The sequence below is a fragment of the Streptococcus sp. A11 genome (assembly GCF_043674225.1).
Taxonomy (GTDB): Bacteria; Bacillota; Bacilli; order Lactobacillales; family Streptococcaceae; genus Streptococcus; species Streptococcus suis_V.
The window spans coordinates 250555-268342 of the sequence record NZ_JBIMJS010000001.1; the positions used below are offsets into that span (position 1 = coordinate 250555).

General features: G+C 45.5%; 17 protein-coding genes. 1 reads left to right on the forward strand and 16 read right to left on the reverse strand.

The features are described 5' to 3' along the window. Nucleotides 1-52: 52 nt before the first annotated feature. The 16 genes from ACHBIF_RS01210 to trpX form a co-directional block, all read right to left on the reverse strand. Nucleotides 53-598 carry a glycoside hydrolase family 73 protein gene (locus ACHBIF_RS01210; RefSeq protein WP_105161113.1) on the reverse strand — a complete coding sequence of 182 codons (546 nt, stop codon included), beginning with the start codon at nucleotides 596-598 and terminating at the stop codon, nucleotides 53-55. Then, nucleotides 571-3837 (reverse strand): N-acetylmuramoyl-L-alanine amidase, encoded by a 3267-nt coding sequence (locus tag ACHBIF_RS01215; RefSeq protein WP_394718091.1) that lies wholly within the window; start codon nucleotides 3835-3837, stop codon nucleotides 571-573. The genes ACHBIF_RS01210 and ACHBIF_RS01215 overlap by 28 nt, the downstream gene beginning before the upstream one ends. A gap of 304 nt (nucleotides 3838-4141) precedes the next feature. Further along, nucleotides 4142-5053: a DNA-binding protein WhiA gene (gene whiA / locus ACHBIF_RS01220; protein WP_172096592.1), complete on the reverse strand. Its 912-nt coding sequence runs from the start codon at nucleotides 5051-5053 to the stop codon at nucleotides 4142-4144. Then, the gene (locus tag ACHBIF_RS01225; protein ID WP_105122565.1) at nucleotides 5050-6024 is read right to left on the reverse strand and encodes a YvcK family protein; all 975 of its coding nucleotides are present in this window, start codon (nucleotides 6022-6024) and stop codon (nucleotides 5050-5052) included. Before ACHBIF_RS01225 ends, whiA begins: the two co-directional genes overlap by 4 nt. Beyond that, nucleotides 6021-6908, reverse strand: coding sequence for an RNase adapter RapZ (gene rapZ, locus ACHBIF_RS01230; protein WP_105110929.1), 888 nt, complete (start codon nucleotides 6906-6908; stop codon nucleotides 6021-6023). Before rapZ ends, ACHBIF_RS01225 begins: the two co-directional genes overlap by 4 nt. Nucleotides 6909-6930: 22 nt before the next feature. Further along, nucleotides 6931-7308 (reverse strand): Rid family detoxifying hydrolase, encoded by a 378-nt coding sequence (locus ACHBIF_RS01235; protein ID WP_172059597.1) that lies wholly within the window; start codon nucleotides 7306-7308, stop codon nucleotides 6931-6933. Between the two features lie 131 nt (nucleotides 7309-7439). Then, a complete protein-coding gene (locus tag ACHBIF_RS01240) occupies nucleotides 7440-7892 on the reverse strand; it encodes a GNAT family N-acetyltransferase (protein WP_394718095.1) in 453 nt (150 codons plus the stop codon). Between the two features lie 159 nt (nucleotides 7893-8051). Then, entirely contained in the window at nucleotides 8052-9383 is a 1332-nt protein-coding gene (locus ACHBIF_RS01245) for a DUF438 domain-containing protein (protein WP_394718097.1), read from the reverse strand. Further along, the gene (locus ACHBIF_RS01250) at nucleotides 9376-9615 is read right to left on the reverse strand and encodes a DUF1858 domain-containing protein (RefSeq protein WP_105138247.1); all 240 of its coding nucleotides are present in this window, start codon (nucleotides 9613-9615) and stop codon (nucleotides 9376-9378) included. The genes ACHBIF_RS01245 and ACHBIF_RS01250 overlap by 8 nt, the downstream gene beginning before the upstream one ends. Next, nucleotides 9608-10054, reverse strand: a complete 447-nt coding sequence (locus tag ACHBIF_RS01255; RefSeq protein WP_394718099.1) for a GNAT family N-acetyltransferase — start codon at nucleotides 10052-10054, stop codon at nucleotides 9608-9610. Before ACHBIF_RS01255 ends, ACHBIF_RS01250 begins: the two co-directional genes overlap by 8 nt. A 279-nt stretch (nucleotides 10055-10333) precedes the next feature. Continuing rightward, nucleotides 10334-11680, reverse strand: coding sequence for a DUF2130 domain-containing protein (locus ACHBIF_RS01260; RefSeq protein WP_394718101.1), 1347 nt, complete (start codon nucleotides 11678-11680; stop codon nucleotides 10334-10336). A 9-nt stretch (nucleotides 11681-11689) separates the two neighbouring features. Then, entirely contained in the window at nucleotides 11690-12151 is a 462-nt protein-coding gene (locus ACHBIF_RS01265) for an ATPase (protein WP_394718103.1), read from the reverse strand. Between the two features lie 57 nt (nucleotides 12152-12208). Then, complete coding sequence (locus ACHBIF_RS01270; RefSeq protein WP_394718105.1) at nucleotides 12209-12649, reverse strand: hypothetical protein; 441 nt, start codon at nucleotides 12647-12649, stop codon at nucleotides 12209-12211. A 99-nt stretch (nucleotides 12650-12748) separates the two neighbouring features. Further along, the gene (locus ACHBIF_RS01275) at nucleotides 12749-13507 is read right to left on the reverse strand and encodes an ABC transporter ATP-binding protein (RefSeq protein WP_105110934.1); all 759 of its coding nucleotides are present in this window, start codon (nucleotides 13505-13507) and stop codon (nucleotides 12749-12751) included. After that, nucleotides 13504-14370 (reverse strand): ABC transporter permease, encoded by an 867-nt coding sequence (locus ACHBIF_RS01280; RefSeq protein ID WP_105110935.1) that lies wholly within the window; start codon nucleotides 14368-14370, stop codon nucleotides 13504-13506. The genes ACHBIF_RS01275 and ACHBIF_RS01280 overlap by 4 nt, the downstream gene beginning before the upstream one ends. A gap of 20 nt (nucleotides 14371-14390) precedes the next feature. After that, nucleotides 14391-15398: a tryptophan ABC transporter substrate-binding protein gene (trpX, locus tag ACHBIF_RS01285; RefSeq protein ID WP_161943040.1), complete on the reverse strand. Its 1008-nt coding sequence runs from the start codon at nucleotides 15396-15398 to the stop codon at nucleotides 14391-14393. A gap of 605 nt (nucleotides 15399-16003) precedes the next feature. Between trpX and ACHBIF_RS01290 the strand changes: the two genes are divergently transcribed. Then, nucleotides 16004-17662, forward strand: coding sequence for an NFACT family protein (locus ACHBIF_RS01290; RefSeq protein ID WP_394718108.1), 1659 nt, complete (start codon nucleotides 16004-16006; stop codon nucleotides 17660-17662). Nucleotides 17663-17788: the final 126 nt, after the last annotated feature.

The following is a 17788-nucleotide window of genomic DNA, read 5'->3' on the forward strand; positions in this document are numbered from 1 at the left end:
GCAACACAGAAAAAGCCATCAAAAACGATGACTTATCCTACGGGTAAAATCCTTAGTTATCAAACTTGTTCAATCCATATCTTTGAATCAAGGACAGCAATTTTTCTCCATATTTTGGGTCTGTTGCATAGCCTGATTTTTGCAAAGCAGCAATTGCCGTTTGATAATCTTTAGCCTGGGTATAGGCTCTGTAATTTTGTGTTCTCCAAGGTGATGACGTAAAGAATTTACTGTAATCTTGGATACTTTCTGATACGGTGTTATAGGCTCTAAAATGTGCCGTTTCTTGGACTGCTTTTCCATTACGGAACTCTGTCGTTTGTTTTGATACCGTCTTACCTTTCCAAGAGGCGTCTGCCTTGATTCCAAAAAGGTTGTTCCCTTGGGTAGCCAATTGAGATGTACCCCATGCTGACTCAAGAATAGCCTGGGCCATTACCACACTCGGAACTAGACCCGTGGTTTTAGCAGCTGATACAAGACTATTGATAAATAATTGTTGATTTTTTGATGTCTGAACAAGAGTGTCATTAGATGACTGACGGAGATTTGCGCCTTGTTCAGAAACAACTACTTTCCCCCAACTGCACCATACCATTCATTGATTCCTTGCGCTAAAGCTTTTGCCAATCGAACATGATAAGAATCTTGTTTGATTTTTTGAAGCTCCGTTGGATTATCCATGAAGCCCATCTCAACAAGAACAGCAGGAATTGCTGTCTCGCGAAGTACAGCAAATGTATTCCGTTTTACACCTCGGTTTACTGCACCAGTCTCGCGAACCAGGTTGGCTTGAACCTTATTAGCAAGAACCTGACTCTCTGCTAATCGTGTTGGATCGTTATGCTTGGCTTGATTGATTTTTGGTTGGTACTCAGGATAAGCTTGATACCAGTAGGTCTCAATACCACTTGCATTAGTAATTCCCGCACCAGTGGCATTGAAGTGCAAGCTAACAAACAAGTCCGCATTACTTTGATTTGCACGACGAGAACGTTCTGTAACAAAGTCAACATAAGCATCACCTGTACGCGACATCAAAACGTTGTATCCCATTTGCAATAGATTATTTTTCAACTTGTTTGCAACTGACATAACAAGATTTTTCTCATATACTCCGCCATAAGACGCCCCTGAATCTCGACCACCATGACCTGGATCAATAAAGATTGTCTTTGAACGAGCAGTCGTTGTCGTTTGAGGAGTTGTTATTACAGGTGTCGTTGCAGGCGTAGAAGGTTGAGACGGTTTGGCTGGTTGCGATGCTTGCGAGGTCGTTGATTTGACATCATGTTTGGTAGTTAGAAGTGTGTCTAGCTTCCTAGTCTGAACATTTTGTCCGTAAACAATCATATTGTAAGTGCCAGTGTCGTTTTTATGATCCTTAGTCGCCACTGCAAAAGTGTATTGACCGTTTGACTGACGGTTAGCACGGTAGACCTTCATATCATCCTGACCACCATTAGCTGACCAAACTGGAACTACAACACTGGAAATTGTTGATGGAACATTAGAAAGTGCCACGCTGAAACCTGTTGCTGTATTGGTAACACTAGCCGACACCTTACCTGCGATAACAGTTGCTTTTGGCGTTTCGGCTGGCTTGGCTACTGCAGGTGTAGTTGCTGGTTTAGAAGCTTCGGCTGGTTTGGCTACTGTTGGTGTAGAGACCGGTTTAGAAGCTTCGGCTGGTTTAGATACGGCTGGAGCAGTCGATGATTGACTGGTAGCTGAATAGTTATGACTGCCACTGAGGAGTGTATCCAGCTTCCTAGTCTGAACATTTTGTCCGTAAACAATCATATTGTAAGTGCCAGTGTCGTTTTTATGGTCCTTAGTCGCTACTGCAAAAGTGTATTGACCGTTTGACTGACGGTTAGCACGGTAGACCTTCATATCATCCTGACCACCATTAGCTGACCAAACTGGAACTACAACACTGGAAACTGTTGATGGAACATTAGAAAGTGCCACGTTGAAACCTGTTGCTGTATTGGTAACACTAGCTGATACCTTACCTGCGATAACAGTTGCTTTTGGCGTTTCGGCTGGCTTGGCTACTGCCGGTGTAGTTGCTGGTTTAGAAGCTTCGGCTGGTTTGGCTACTGTTGGTGTAGAGACCGGTTTAGAAGCTTCGGCTGGTTTAGATGCGGCTGGAGCAGTCGATGATTGACTGGTAGCTGAATAGTTATGACTGCCACTGAGGAGGGTATCCAGCTTCCTAGTCTGAACATTTTGTCCGTAAACAATCATATTGTAAGTGCCAGTGTCGTTTTTATGGTCCTTAGTCGCTACTGCAAAAGTGTATTGACCGTTTGACTGACGGTTAGCACGGTAGACCTTCATATCATCCTGACCACCATTAGCTGACCAAACTGGAACTACAACACTGGAAACTGTTGATGGAACATTAGAAAGTGCCACGTTGAAACCTGTTGCTGTATTGGTAACACTAGCCGATACCTTACCTGCGATAACAGTTGCTTTTGGCGTTTCGGCTGGCTTGGCTACTGCCGGTGTAGTTGCTGGTTTAGAAGCTTCGGCTGGTTTTGGCGCTGGGGTTGTTGCTGGCAGACCTGCATGTTTCTTATAATAGTCAGAAATTCCTTTGACAATTCCATCAACCAATTTTTCCTGATAAGCTGCGGACGAGATTTTTGCTGACTCTGCACTATTGGACATATAGCCCAACTCTAGTAAGACCGCGGGAGCAGTCGTCTCACGCAAGACCTGGAAAGTTCTCCGCATCACTCCACCGTTTCGAGCACCAGTATTGGTAATTAGATTAGATTGGATGCTGTTTGCCAAACTTGCACTCAAATTTATGCGCTGAGCATCATTGTGATACTGGCTATTGATTCGCGCAGGATACTCTGGAAAATACTGATAATAGTAAGTCTCAATCCCATTAGCAGAAGGAGACGTCGAAGCATTAAAATGAATACTTACAAAAATATCTGAAGAAGTTCGATTGGCTTTTTCAGAACGCGGCAATAAACCAACAGAGCTATCTGCCGTTCGAGTCAATTCCACTCGGAAACCTTGCGCTTCAAGCTTTGATTTTACACGATTCTGAATCTGTAGGTTCAAATCCTTTTCATTTTTACCAAAATAAACGGCACCGGGATCACTACCACCATGTCCTGCATCTAAGTAGACAACTTTATTGAAGACATTGTACTGCCCTTGAGATGCTGAACCACCGGATACTGATGTCGTAGATGCGGATGGCTGAACAGGGGTATTTACGGGTGTTGTCGGCGCAACCGTTCCTACAGAAACATAGCGTCGATTTCCACCATAAGAAATGTAGCTTAACCATTTATGTTGGTCCGCAGTTACCACACTGTCATAATTAACCGTTTGCCCCTTTTCATAGCGTGCCAAATCTGGACTTGAAATCTTTGGCTCACTCTTAACACCTGTAGCCTGAGTAAAGACATAACTACCTGAAGGTGCTACATTTGGGGCTACTGGTTCTGTTGATGCTACAGTTGGCGTCGTTTGGCTTGCTTGATTTGAAACAGCTTGGGTGCTCCCTGACTGTGGCATCGATCTCAAAGAGGTCGTTCCTGTCGTGTCAGTTGGTTGAGTCACTGCTTCCGCTGTCGCTTCTGTGGTTACCGTAGTTTCTGTCGCAGCAATAGGATCAACTGAAGGAGCTGTCGCTTCCGTTGATGTTGAAGGAGTAATCACTGGACTAACATCCGACGAAACCGGCACTTCCTCAGCAGATGCTGTTTGAGCGGCCATAAAGGACACGCTTGCCAATAAAACAGAAGCAGCACCAAATGAATACTTCCGAATCGAAAAACGTTGTTTTTGATCAAATTTCATATAAATCTCCTATGTGTACAAACATATCTATCAACAATCACAAGCTAAATCTGGTCCCAAAACGTCCATATCAATTCGACACCACATTTTGTTGTGAGCACAAAAACTTCTGCCAACATTCTACCATATATAGGAAAAACTTGCAATGATAAACAACTATTCTGTAACTATTATTTCGTTTAAACATTCTACTACAAAATTTGCTGCCTACAGAACCTCTTTTTTTAAAAATCAACGAGAACCTCAGTTTAGTAAAGGGCTAATTTTTACATAAAAAATAGCCTGAATACAGGCTATCCACTCCCTACAATTCCTCAGCTATCTTATTAATTTTCCGCAGGCGGTGATTGACACCACTCTTGGTAATAGGGTTGGTCAAGCTATCCGCCAATTGCTGGATAGAATAGTCAGGATGCTGGATGCGGAGCTGGGCCACTTCCTGCAAATCTCCAGGCAACTGGTCCAGTCCAATGGTCTCCATAATCTTACTGATATTGTTAATGGTTTTCATGCTAGCAGTGACTGTCTTGGCAATATTGGCCGCCTCGGCATTGGTCGCACGATTGAGATCGTTTCTGGCCTCGCGCAGGAGCTTGACATTTTCAAACTCGGTCTTTGCCTCTTCTGCCCCAATGACCAGGAGGAAATCCATGATATCCTCGGCTCGTTGCAGATAGGTAATGGTCCCTTTTTTTCGTTCAATCACCTTGGCATCCAGCAGAAATTTCTGCATCAAGTCCGCCAAGTCATGGGCATGGTCGCTGTAGACCGAGGCAATTTCCAGCTGGTACTTGCCTTTTTCAGGGTCCTTGACAGAGCCCGCCGCCAAAAAGGCACCACGCAGATAGGCCTGGCTCCAGGAATCATTTTCCAATACCAGCGGTGAAATCCCCGTCTCCAAGCCGAAAAAGCTATCTGCCAGATAGAGGTCGTTGAGAATATCATTGACCCCGTCCTCGATATGAACAGAATAAATCCTATTCTTTCTAAGGTTTTGCCGTTGGTGGTGACGGATTTCCGCCTTAATCTGGTAAAAGGTCTGGAGCATTTCATAGACATGCCGAGCAATCTTGGCATTTTCAGTCGTAATGGACAGGGTCAAGCCTGATGATGCCAGACCCAGACTGCCTGCCAGCTTGATCATGGCCGACAACTCCGACTTATTTTGACTGGACTGAATCAGCAATTCTTCCTTGACTTGTATCGTAAAACTCATGACCGCACCTGCAAGATACTGAGTAATTCTTCTACTACAAGGTCCCCATCGTGAAAAGCTCCGCCATTTTCCAAACGAAGAAAATTCGACGAAATCACGCGCCGCGCCTGCTCCTGAAGCCCTGCAAAATCGTGCTTGACCTGGACTAGATACTCATCAAACTGGTGGGTATCCATGTAGTCCTGTGGCACAGGCTCGATGTTTACCAGGACGGTGTCTATAAACCGGCAGGCCAGATGTGCATTGAGGACCGCAGCGTGGTCAGCATCTGAGAAGAACTCCGTCTCCCCGCGCTGGGTCATGATGTTGCAGACATAGACCACCTCCGCCTTGGTCTCCTTGAGAGCTTGTCCAATCTCGGGAATCATAAGGTTGGGTAGAATAGAGGTGTAGAGTGAGCCAGGTCCCAGCACCACCAAATCGCTGTCCATAATGGCATCCACTACCTGCGGGCTAGCTGTTGGGGTTTGATCATTGTAGGTATTGGTGACAAATACATGCCCAATCATGCCTGGATGCTTGGAAATTTTACTTTCACCGACCACCTCAGTCCCGTCAGTAAAGACGGCATGGAGGGTCAGCGGATGCTCACTGGAAGGGTAGATTTTCCCTGTCGTATGGAAAAAGCGGGTCAAGAGCCGCATGGCATTGTAGGTCGATCCCTGCATCTCAGAAATCCCAGCGATAATGAGATTGCCCAGCGGATGCCCTGCCAAGGGACCGTCGCTGGCATCAAATCGGTACTGGAAAATCTGCTCATAGAGCTTGGGCATATCCGACATAGCCAGGAGGACATTGCGCAAATCACCCGGCGGTGTAACCTGGAGGGCATGGCGAATCTCACCAGACGAGCCTCCGTCATCTGCCACCGTCACGATAGCTGTAATGTCCGCATCCTTGTTGCGCAGGCTTTTGAGAATCACAGGAATCCCCGTTCCTCCTCCGATAACCGTAATCTTTGGCTTTCTCATGACCGATTGACCGTCTCTTTCCGCTTGTCTTTGTCCCGATGACTCAGATTGACAAGCCAGTTTTTCTCTAGGTCTTCTGCTAGGCGTTTGGCAAAGGCTACGCTGCGGTGTTGACCGCCCGTGCATCCGACTGCTATGGTCAGAACTGATTTACCTTCCTTCTGGTAACCTGGCAGAATTGGCTCGATCAAGCTTATCAAATGGCCGTAGAACTCTTCTGATTCCTGGTGGTCCATAACGTAATCGTAAACCGGCTGGTCCATCCCTGTCAGATTGCGCAGTTCGGGCTTGTAATATGGATTTGGCAAGAAACGCACGTCAAAGACCAGGTCCGCATCTAGAGGTAGGCCGTACTTAAATCCGAAGGATAGGACTTCCACCCTGAAAGACGGCTGATTGTCCTGGCTAGCGAATTGCTCAGAGATGGCCATACGTAGGTTTCTCGGTGTCAAATCCGAGGTATCAATCACATTCTGACTCATATTTTTCAAGGGAGCTAGAAGTTCGCGCTCTAGATTGATACCGTCGAGAACTCGGCCGTCTGCAGCCAGAGGGTGAGAACGGCGGGTCTCCTTATAGCGGGCCACCAATTCACTATCCGTGGCATCCAGGAAGAGAATCTTGAAGTCCAGGTCTTCTGCGGTTTCCAGGTCATCTAGAACTTCACGGATTTCCGCAAAGAAGGACCGGCTCCGCATGTCGACAACCAGGGCAATCTTGTTATTGTCCTTGCTGGCATGGATCAGCTCGATAAATTTCGGCAATAGGGTCGGTGGCATATTGTCAATGGTAAAGTAGCCCAGGTCCTCAAAGGACTGGATAGCGACTGTCTTACCGGCTCCCGACATCCCTGTCACGATAACTAGTTGGAGTTTGTCTGCCATGGCTAGACCTCCTTTTTCTGATTTATTCAACAACGGCGATGACTTCGATTTCAACCTTCACATCGCGTGGCAGGCGAGCAACTTCTACAGCTGAGCGGGCTGGAAAATCGGATGAGAAGGCTGTTTTATAGACCTCATTAAAGTCTACAAAATCATTCATATCCTTGAGGAAACAAGTCGTTTTGACAACGTGGTCAAAGTCTGTTCCAGCTTCTGCTAGGATGGCTGCAATATTTTTCAAGACTTGATCGGTCTGTTCTTGAATGGTCTCACCAACCACTTCACCCGTTTCTGGTGATAGGGGTACTTGGCCTGATGCGAAGAGCAGATTGCCTACAACCTTACCCTGAACGTACGGGCCGATAGCTGCTGGTGCTTTGTCTGTGTGAATAGTTTTCATAGTATATCTCCTTTTGTTTTCTAAATCTATTATAGCATAGGTTGCTAGGATTGAGGTAGTTTTGGGAATTCTTTCCATGGACAATCCCTGAAATTTTATGTAACAAAAAAGGCTGGACATGGATTCCAACCTTATCTAGAGCTTCTCATTTTTTCTATTAACATCTCAATACAGCATGATATCATATTTCCAGTGGCTTGATAAAATACAGAGAGGTTATCGTCGTTGTAGGCAGAAGTTCCAATTGCCAGAGGGCTGTCCTCATACCAAACACAAGTCCCATCCGGAATAAAACCGTTTTGCACATAAAGTTTCTGAGCCTTGCCACAATGAGCATTCAGACCAACACCTATCCCTATCTGGGATGTAAAATCAGATACAAGTTGGCAGATAGCATCCAATAATCTGTAGCCAATTCCCTGACCCTGAAAATGTTCAAAGACATTAAAATCGACAATTTCAGGAATACCTGTCTGAAAAAATCGCCCCTTCTTGGGACATTTGACAAGGGTAATATAACCCAGACAGGCCTGCTCATTTTCAGCTACCAAGACCTGGCGCTCGCCTTCTTCCTGCTCTGTCAAATAACTTTCCAGGATTGCCTTCCGCGACAGCCAGCCCTGCTCTAAAAAGCCTGATCTAGCTTCTCAATATGACAAGACTCTAAATGAACCATTCTAATCATGTCACGCTCCTCTGTATAGATAATCACAAGACATCTTTAGGTAAAATGATAGGTGTAACTAAATCTCTCTAGAAAAATCACTGTCTAGTTCCCGATAGGGTTGGATATTTTGAACATATTCTAAGACACCTTGAAATTGGTCTTCTTGGTCACGAACCGCCTTATATACGACATAAACAAAGGTTTCTTCATCCTTTTTGAACCACATAGTCACTTCATTTTTCTGTCCACTGCGCAGGAGTTCAAAGATTTTTTTGACCTTGTCAACAATTTTCGGTGGATGACAGAGTTCGACATTGCGTCCGATTTGACTAGGTGTCCGCTTGAAAATCATTTCCTCAACTGGATGGCTATCATTGTAATATTGGAAAATGTCATCCTTGTTCACGAAGGTTAATTCCAATGGTAAATGATTAAGGATGAGATTCGCTTGTTCAAGAGTCAAATAACCATTGCCAAAAGGCTGTGGACTAGCAGGGTCCAGAACTGATGTGGTCGGTTCTTTTGGTGTGAAGGAGATAGTAAACTGTCCCTCTGGCGTATCAATCACCCGCACATTGGGATCGCTTGCCTGCGGTACAGATGATGCGTCCTTCTGCTCTGCTATTTCTCCATAAGAAACCCGATGGGGAACCCATTTTGCTGTAGGTTTCACAATTGCGTAGCCATAAGCATCACTTTCAGCGGCAATCTGCAACCAATCATCTTGTGTAAAAGTCTCCAGCAAAATCATTAGCAAGATCGCTTCTTCCTTGAAAATCATCTCTTCAAACTCAGTGGCGAAACTTTCAAAAGTTCGACGAACAGTTTCTATATCTCCATCTGGCAAGGTATCTAAAGCCTTGCGGGCTTCCTTAAAGAGCAGACGAATATCATCATCTACGCCCCACATTACCTTGGGTGGCGCATCATGACCATAGCGCTCCATGATTGGAAAGAAGAGTTTTTCCTTGCGCGTATAATGATGGTCAAACTGACCTAACAATTTATATTGACGTTGCAAACCTTGGAGAAGTTGGTCGCGCACTTCTTCCTCCTCCACTTGCTCATACTGCTCTAAAATCCGACGAATGCGCAATAAAGCTCCACGAAGTGCAAGATTTTCTTGTTTAAAGACATAAACAGGATGACCTTCTTGATCCATGTCTGCCACTTGGACATCCGATATAGCTCCCTTGAAAAGATTGGCATGAACATTACATAAGCCCATAACATCTTCGAAGGTAATCCCCGTATCGCTGGACATGAGTTCGTGTTCCATCATCGAAATCTCCAGCGCTGACACACCTGTAAAATGCTGATTAAATTGTTCCTGAACGGACTCCGCGCTAGCTCCGTTATGCAGGTCCAAGAGGATATTTTTTAAAATATCAATTCGCTGTTCACTCATCATTGCCTCCTACTACCTGATACCCATTCCACTCTAAGGTTTGTTGGATTTGTTTCAACGAAATCTTGGTCATTTTAGAACCCATTTTCAGACTGGTCACCTTTCCAACTGTGTGAAGCATGGCAGGATTGGCCAGTGGGGAAAAACCAAGCTCAATCAGCAAATCTTTAACCTCCGGATATGCTTTAATCACTTCCGCTACAGGTGCATTTAAATCAATTAAATTATCCATTCTTATCTCCCTCTATTAGTCTATAGGTAAAGCCAGCTGTCTGCATGGAAAAGCCATATTGCTTATAGAATTGGTGCGCTCCAGAACGTTGGTCAGTCAAACCAGAATTCAAGGCTAAGGCCCGACAGCCTTCTGCCCTAGCAAAATCTGAAACCGCATCTAATAACTTGGTCGCAAGTCCCTTTCGACGATGCTCAGACGATACAACCAAGGCAAGGATGCGAAAATAAGCGCCGTCTGTTTCAAAGAAATACATTTTGTGAAAGCCAACAAATCCAAGGACTTGATGATTTTCCTCAACTACCAATAAATGGTAATCTGCTTGTTGCAGCAAATGCCTCCATCTAGTCTGCAAACTCTGCTCGTCTGTCGGATAACCCAAATCTGCCATTAGCTGTATACAAGGAGTAATATCCTTGTCTTTAAAGGCTCTAATCACGCTCTATACCTCCGATGCGCCTAGGCAAAAAGCTTAGGTTCGTTTTCTTTAGTTTGTGTCAACACCACAGCGCAGTGGTGGATTGACGGTTTCGTTCGCGTTTTACGCTCCAAACCAGGTGGGCAGACGAACTCTTTATAAATTTGTCAAGTTCTTGTCCACTCCCCTTATTTCTAATTTATCAAAAACGTTTTGAAGCAATCAAAGTTCGCTCTATCCAACCCCAAAAAGAGCTATCCCCAGCTCTTTGAGCCATACAGGCTCGGGTGGCGAATTGTTTCATTCCCGAGCCCCGCTCAAAGCCTCAAACTTGGCTTTCATGGTTGGGTTATTGCGAGTGAGTTTTTTGACAGAAACATCTTCCAGCTTGTTATTAGCCAGTCGTAGCTGGTTTTCGCTGGTAGTCAGGGCTGCCTTGACCGCCTCCATCCGCTTGATGGCCTTGTCAATCTCATCAATAGCCTTTTGGAAATTGGTGCTGGCTGACTGGTAGTTCTTGGCAAAGGCTGTTTTGAAGGTTGCCAAATCTTCTTCAAAATGGGTAATATCGATATGCTGTTCTCTGACCAAGGCCAGCTCCTGTTTGTATTTCAAGCTGTTGAGCGCAGCATTTCTCAAAAGCCCAATCAGCTGAATAAAGAACTGGGGACGGACCACGTACATCTTCTCGTACTTGTGGCTGACGTCCACGATGCCCGTATTGTAGTAGTCGTTGTCCGCCTCCAACATGGTCACCAAAACCGCATACTCACAGTCCTTCTCCCGCCGGTCCTTGTCCAACTCCTTGAAAAAGTCCTCGTTCTTGTGCTTCTTGACCGTATCGTCCGCCTCGTTCTTCATCTCAAACATAATGGAGAGGATTTCCACCCCATTCTCGTCCAGCTCCCGATAGATGTAGTCACCCTTGGAGCCCCGCGCCGACACCTGATTGTCCTTCTCAAAGTAGGCATTTGGAAAGGCTAACTGCCGCACCTTGTTGAACTCCGCCTCGGCGTAAAGTTCCAAACTCTCACCGATTGCCTTGGTAGACTGCTGGGCCTTAAAGTTTTTATAGAACTCCACCTGCTCGCTTGCTGCCTTGAGCTGGACCTCATACTCCTGTCGCGTGGTCGCCAGCGCCAATTCCTGCTTTTGCTCCTGCAAAACCAAGGCATTCTGGGCCGCATCCCGCTCCTTCTCAACCTGAGCCACTGCCTGCTGCAACTCCAAATCCTTGGACAGACCCACTTGCTCCAATTTTGCCTTTAGCTCTAGGATTTCTTGGTCTTTTTGGGAAATAGCAGAGCTAATTTCATGTTCCGTCTGACTAGTCAGTTTGTCCAGCTGAGCCTGAAGTGCCATCAACTCCTTATCCTTTTGAGCAATAGCAGAGCTGACCTCATGTTCCGTCTGACTAGACACCTGCTCAACCTTAGCTGTCAGTTCTAAAATAGCCTTATCCTTGTCAGCCAATTTAGCCTGCAAGTCATTTTCAGCCTTCTGAGCCAGCAACTCTGTCTCACGCGCCAAACGATCATGAACTTCCTTATCAAACTCCACACCACGAACCTGAGCCAAAAGCTGGCTGTATTCTGTTTCATTAACTTGAAAAGCCGTTCCACAATGCGGGCAAGTAATATTGTGCATGATTTTCTCCTAAATCTGTTCTTGAACAAAGTGCGACCACTTTTCTTGTAAGGGGTTCTGTTCTGTCACTTCAGCCCCCTCAAGCAAGGCTTGAATACATTCATGCTGGACCAGCCAACCGGTCATATCTTTTTCAGCCGTCGCAAATTCATTGCCAAAATCCTTAGGAATGATTTCCTCAAAGGCAATGTGACTCCCACCTTCTTGCTCTGTCAGAATAAAACCAACCCGAGCAGTATCCCAAGTATAGACAATCTCATGCGGTTCGCGATAGGCCAACAAGTCCATCTCCTCACGGAAATCCTCCATTTCAAAGACCAACTTTTGTCCTTCAATATGGAGTTCTGGAAACCATTTGGCAAAACCAGCGTCTGTAGCCAGTAAATCCCATGTTTCTGTCAAAGATGCAGAAACGGAGTATACCACATTTAAGTGATAGTGTGTAGAGGTTGTAGTAATTGAAATTTTCATATGTCTAGTATAGCAAAAAATCTCTAAAAAATGAAAAAACACCAGCAAAGCCAGTGTCTATCTGTTCCTTTCCCTCACTGAGACTAGGATACGTCTCGCAAGAGGATTGACAATAAAATAACTCAAGGGAAGTGACAGAATAATATTTCTCAAAAAGCGAAAACCATAAATCGGTAGATGAAAGGGAAGGTGACTCATATACATGCCAAATACTCCCATAATTAACCCCATTGCAACAGACCGAAAACTAATCATAGCAAAGGAAATATGCTTTTCAGAAGGTAATTTTGGTCCGATGAAATTGATCCATCTGATGGCTAAAGGATTGACAAATTGCGATGCTATAAAAGAGACAACCACTCCCAAAAAATAAGATGGCAACAAAATAGTTAATTGTAAGCGACCTGCCCACCATAAGTTATAAACGGTCATCACAAATCCCATCATCGCTGACATTAAAATCCCAAAAAATAAACGTTCCTTTCGATTTTGAGGCATAAACTACTCCTCCTATACAGCTTCGTTAGTTATAGTATAACATAAATCACTAATTATTGGTATTTATTGATAAGAAAAGCCTGAATCGCTCCAGACTTATTACTCAAAGAATTTATAGTAATCTTCCAATTGCATATCCGCTTTTTGCTGGCGATTGAGGTCTTGGATAATTTGACCATCCTTCATGACAATCAAGCGATTGCCAAAGTTAAGAGCATCCTCCATCTGGTGAGTGACCATAAGGGCAGTCAGCTCCTGGTCGGCAATCAGGCTATCCGTCAAATTCATGAGGGACTGGCTGGTCTTTGGATCAAGGGCCGCCGTGTGTTCATCCAAGAGCAACAGCTCTGGCTTGACGATAGAGGCCATTAAGAGGCTGAGAGCCTGACGCTGGCCACCCGATAAGGAACCAGCTGGAGTAGCGATATGCTTTTCTAGACCATTGCCAATTTTTGCTAGAGTCGCCTCAAACTCTTCCAAATGCTGGGGAAGTTGCCGAGGAGCCAACCCACGACCTTGGCCACGGTACTTGGCAATCAAAAGATTTTCCGCCACAGTCATCCGAGGTGCCGTTCCCATCTTGGGATCCTGAAAGACCCGGGACAGGTACTTGGCCCGCTTTTCCGCTGGCCACTTGGTCACATCCTCGCCCAAGATAGACACTGTTCCACTGGTCAAGGGCAGGGTACCTGCTATGACATTGAAGAGGGTGGACTTACCAGCACCATTGCCACCGAGAATAGTGATAAAATCCCCTTGGTAGATAGTCAGATTGACATCCTTTAGAATCACTCGCTCCTGGTCCAGGCCATTGTTGACCACCACACGCGCATTTTTTAGTTCAACGATTGCATTCATTTGGTCAAGCTGGCTCCTTTCAGGATGTTATTTTTGATTTCAGGGACCATGAGGCAGACTGCCAAGATGAGGGCCGAGAAAATGCGGAGGTAGCTGGTATTGATTCCCAGGGAAATCACACCCAAAATCAAGAACTGGTAGAAAATCGCTCCCACCACAATGGTGATAAAACGCTCCGCCATTGTCACATTATCAAACAAAACCTCACCGATGATGAGACTGGCCATGCCGACCACGATGACACCGATACCGCGCGAAACGTCCGCGTAACCCTCCTGCTGGGCGATGAGGGCACCAGCAAGGGCGATGACCCCATTGGAGAGGATCAGACCCATAAGCTCCATACGGCTGGTATGAATGCCAAAACTGCGTGCCATGTCGGGATTGTCACCCGTAGCGATAAAGGCCTGACCCAAGCGGGTATTTAGGAAGAATAGCAGAGCAGAGATGACAGCCACAACTGCCATCAGGCCTAGTATCAATCCATTTGTCTCCCTATCAAAAGGCAGGAGGTCCTGCAAACTCTTGATATTGAGCAAGCCCAGATTGGCTCGCCCCATAATGAAGAGCATAATGGAATGGCAGGAAGACATAACCAGAATCCCCGACAAGAGGGTTGGAATTTTCCCCTTGGTATACAGGAGACCGGTCACAAGCCCTGCCAAACAGCCTGCCAAAACAGCAGCTAAGGTCGCCAGAATCGGGTGGACACCCTGAGTAAGTAAGGTCACAACCACTGCTCCGCCCAAGGGAAAGGAACCCTCTGTCGTCATATCTGGAAAGTTCAAAATACGGAAGGTCATGAAGATACCAAGACCAAGAATGGCCCAAAGCAGGGCCTGGGAAATGGTGGAAAGGATCATAATTCTCTCTAAAATTTCGTTTATTTAATCACGCGGCTTGCTTTTTCAACAATCTCCGCTGGAAGGGTAAGGCCAAGTTCATCAGCTACTTTTTGGTTGACGACAACGGTACCTTGGTTAAAGACTTCAACTGGTGTGTCAGCTGTTTTGGCACCGTCAAGAACCTTGGCAGCCATTTTACCAGTAGCAACACCTAGGTCAAATTGGCTGAGGGTTACAGATGCGATACCGCCACCTTCGACCATATCCTCTACAGAAGTATAGATTGGTTTTTTAGACTTGTTGGCTGCAGAAACGACTGTTGAGAAAGCCGATGCAATGGTATTGTCAACTGGTGTGAAGAAGGCGTCTACCTTGGTTGAGGCAACTTCTACTGTTGAGGCAATTTCGTTTGAAGAAGGAACTGCATACTCGATAACTTCATAGCCTGCTGCCTCAGCTGCCGCCTTAAATTCAGCAACTTGGGCCTTTGAGTTGTCCTCGTTTGATGAGAAGAGAGCACCGATTGTTTTTGCCTCTGGGGTGATTTGTTTAATCAAGTCAATAGTATCTGCTACTGGTGTTTGGTCAGAAACGCCAGTGATATTGCCACCAGGATTTTTCAAATCAGCAACCAAGTTGGCACCGACCGGATCTGTTACAGCTCCCATGATGATTGGCAGATCGCTAGTCGCATTAGCCAAGCCTTGGGCTGCTGGTGTCGCAATACCAATCAGCAATTCGTTGCCATTATCGACCAATTTTTTACTCATGGTTTGCACTTGAGATTGGTCACCTTCAGCGTTCATAAAGTCGATTTGCAGGTTGACATCCTTATCGTAGCCGCCTTCTTTGAGACCAGCTTCGATCCCTTTGTAAATTTCGTCCAAGGAAGCGTGGGTCACATATTGGAGAACTCCGATTTTAACAGTTTGAGATTCCGTCCCTGTCTCTGTTGTGGTCTCTTGTTTATTCTGATTTGAAATCACTACAGCCACAATAATCGCAAAAAATGCAATCAACACACCCATCAATTTTTTATTTTTCATCATAAACCTCTTTCTTATTAAAACAATTGTATCTATTTCGTCAATTCAAGATCTGTAAGCTACGCCATCGTTTCATCATAATGTAATCTCCTTTGTATAGAAAAAGCCCACGCATACTAAAATCGTATGCGAGGGCGTCAATGACACGGTGCCACCTCACTTATGGGAATGTCTAGAATCCTCCCATATCTCATCTCCTCAAACAAGGAGTTGCACTGTAAGGTGTGCCAACCGAACTATCATTGTTTTAAGTTCATTTACGTGACTGTTTTGACTGAGTACTTTGTTAGCTCTCCTTGCTATACCGCCAGTATAAGCTGCGTCGACCTGCCTCGTGCTCAGCCAAAACAGTCTACGCAAAGTATTTATGCCAAACAATCTCATCAGCCCATTTCATAAGACTCCGCCGCCCGTTTCCACCAACCACAGGCTCCCTAAAGACTTCTGTCCTACTACTTCTTCTGATTAAATACGATTATAGATGGTCTTGGAGGATTTGTCAAGGATTTTGAACAAATTTTCTGAAAATTCCTTAACATGTTGTCAGCCCCCAAAATATGCTATACTAGAAAAAGCTAGATTCTAGGAAGAGAAAGAGGTCTACCATGTCTTTTGACGGATTTTTTTTACATCACATGACGGCTGAGTTAAGGGCTAACTTAGAAGGTGGGCGGATTCAGAAAATCAACCAGCCCTTTGAACAGGAGATTGTCCTCAACATCCGCAGCAACCGTCAGAGCCATAAGCTGCTCCTGTCTGCCCATTCGGTTTTCGGACGAGTTCAGCTGACCCAGTCGGACTTTACCAATCCAAAAGTGCCTAATACCTTTACCATGATTCTGCGAAAATACTTGCAGGGTGCCATTATCGAGGAGATTCGTCAGTTGGACAATGACCGCATTTTAGAATTTTCGGTGTCCAACAAGGACGAGATTGGCGACCATATCCAAGCTACCTTGATGGTGGAAATCATGGGCAAGCACAGCAATATCATCTTGGTAGACAAGTCTGAACAGAAAATTATTGAGGCTATCAAGCACGTTGGTTTCTCGCAAAATTCCTACCGAACCATCTTGCCAGGTTCCACCTACATTCTTCCACCGGAGACGCATTCTCTCAATCCTTATACAGTGTCTGACGAGAAATTGTTTGAAATCTTATCGACTCAGGAACTGAGTCCGAAAAATCTCCAACAGACCTTTCAAGGTTTGGGTCGGGATACAGCTTCTGAACTGGCCAAACATTTGCAGACAGACCGCCTCAAGAACTTCCATGCCTTTTTTGACCAAGCTACACAGCCTACCCTAACGGACAAGTCCTATGCTGCTCTGCCATTTGCCAATAGCCCTGAAAACCAGCCACACTTTGAAAGCCTGAGCAGTCTGCTGGACTTCTACTATCAGGACAAGGCGGAGCGGGACCGGGTGGCCCAGCAGGCCAATGAGCTGATCAAGCGGGTGGCCAGTGAGTTGGAGAAAAATCGCAAAAAGTTGGTCAAACAGGAGCAGGAATTGGCGGATACAGAAGGTGCGGAGTTGGTGCGGCAAAAGGGTGAGCTCTTGACCACCTATCTGCATCAAGTGCCAAATGACCAGGCTAGTGTGACCTTAGACAACTACTATACGGGCGAGGAACTGGAGATTGAGTTGGACGTGGCTTTGACTCCTAGCCAGAATGCCCAGCGGTACTTCAAGAAGTACCAGAAACTCAAGGAGGCGGTCAAGCACCTGACCAACTTGATTGAGGAGACCAAGGCGACCATTGCCTATCTGGAATCCGTTGACACCATGCTGGGACAGGCTAGTCTGGCAGAAATCGATGAAATCCGTGAGGAATTGATTGAAACAGGCTACCTCAAACGTCGCCACCGTGAGAAAATCCATAAGCGTCAGAAACCTGAACGCTACCTTGCGACGGACGGGAAGACTATCATTCTGGTTGGGAAAAATAACTTGCAAAATGATGAGTTGACCTTCAAAATGGCCAAAAAAGGCGAACTCTGGTTCCATGCCAAAGACATTCCAGGCAGTCATGTGGTTATCACAGATAACTTGGACCCAAGCGACGAGGTCAAGACCGATGCGGCGGAGTTGGCTGCCTACTTCTCCAAGGCTAGACATTCTAACTTGGTCCAAGTCGATATGATTGAAGCCAAGAAACTGCATAAGCCGACAGGTGGTAAGCCTGGTTTTGTGACATACCGCGGTCAGAAGACCCTGCGCGTGACACCGACAGAAGAGAAAATAAAAAGCATGAAAATCTGATGATTTTCATGCTTTTTAAAACCTGTGTTCACAAGCAAAGTATATTTAGAAAAGAGATAGTTTTTACAAATCAAGCTGTTTTTTGATGCAATACTGACTGTATTTCGAGAAAAACGAACGCTGAGT

Excerpts from the sequence above, each read along its gene's own strand:
- rapZ (WP_105110929.1), bottom strand. The coding sequence starts at position 6,908 with ATGGCAGACAAACTCCAACTAGTTATCGTGACAGGGATGTCGGGAGCC.
- trpX (WP_161943040.1), bottom strand. The coding sequence starts at position 15,398 with ATGAAAAATAAAAAATTGATGGGTGTGTTGATTGCATTTTTTGCGATT.
- ACHBIF_RS01290 (WP_394718108.1), top strand. The coding sequence starts at position 16,004 with ATGTCTTTTGACGGATTTTTTTTACATCACATGACGGCTGAGTTAAGG.
- ACHBIF_RS01210 (WP_105161113.1), bottom strand. The coding sequence starts at position 598 with ATGGTATGGTGCAGTTGGGGGAAAGTAGTTGTTTCTGAACAAGGCGCA.
- ACHBIF_RS01270 (WP_394718105.1), bottom strand. The coding sequence starts at position 12,649 with ATGCCTCAAAATCGAAAGGAACGTTTATTTTTTGGGATTTTAATGTCA.
- ACHBIF_RS01260 (WP_394718101.1), bottom strand. The coding sequence starts at position 11,680 with ATGCACAATATTACTTGCCCGCATTGTGGAACGGCTTTTCAAGTTAAT.
- ACHBIF_RS01215 (WP_394718091.1), bottom strand. The coding sequence starts at position 3,837 with ATGAAATTTGATCAAAAACAACGTTTTTCGATTCGGAAGTATTCATTT.
- ACHBIF_RS01235 (WP_172059597.1), bottom strand. The coding sequence starts at position 7,308 with ATGAAAACTATTCACACAGACAAAGCACCAGCAGCTATCGGCCCGTAC.
- ACHBIF_RS01280 (WP_105110935.1), bottom strand. The coding sequence starts at position 14,370 with ATGATCCTTTCCACCATTTCCCAGGCCCTGCTTTGGGCCATTCTTGGT.
- whiA (WP_172096592.1), bottom strand. The coding sequence starts at position 5,053 with ATGAGTTTTACGATACAAGTCAAGGAAGAATTGCTGATTCAGTCCAGT.
- ACHBIF_RS01275 (WP_105110934.1), bottom strand. The coding sequence starts at position 13,507 with ATGAATGCAATCGTTGAACTAAAAAATGCGCGTGTGGTGGTCAACAAT.
- ACHBIF_RS01245 (WP_394718097.1), bottom strand. The coding sequence starts at position 9,383 with ATGAGTGAACAGCGAATTGATATTTTAAAAAATATCCTCTTGGACCTG.
- ACHBIF_RS01265 (WP_394718103.1), bottom strand. The coding sequence starts at position 12,151 with ATGAAAATTTCAATTACTACAACCTCTACACACTATCACTTAAATGTG.
- ACHBIF_RS01250 (WP_105138247.1), bottom strand. The coding sequence starts at position 9,615 with ATGGATAATTTAATTGATTTAAATGCACCTGTAGCGGAAGTGATTAAA.
- ACHBIF_RS01225 (WP_105122565.1), bottom strand. The coding sequence starts at position 6,024 with ATGAGAAAGCCAAAGATTACGGTTATCGGAGGAGGAACGGGGATTCCT.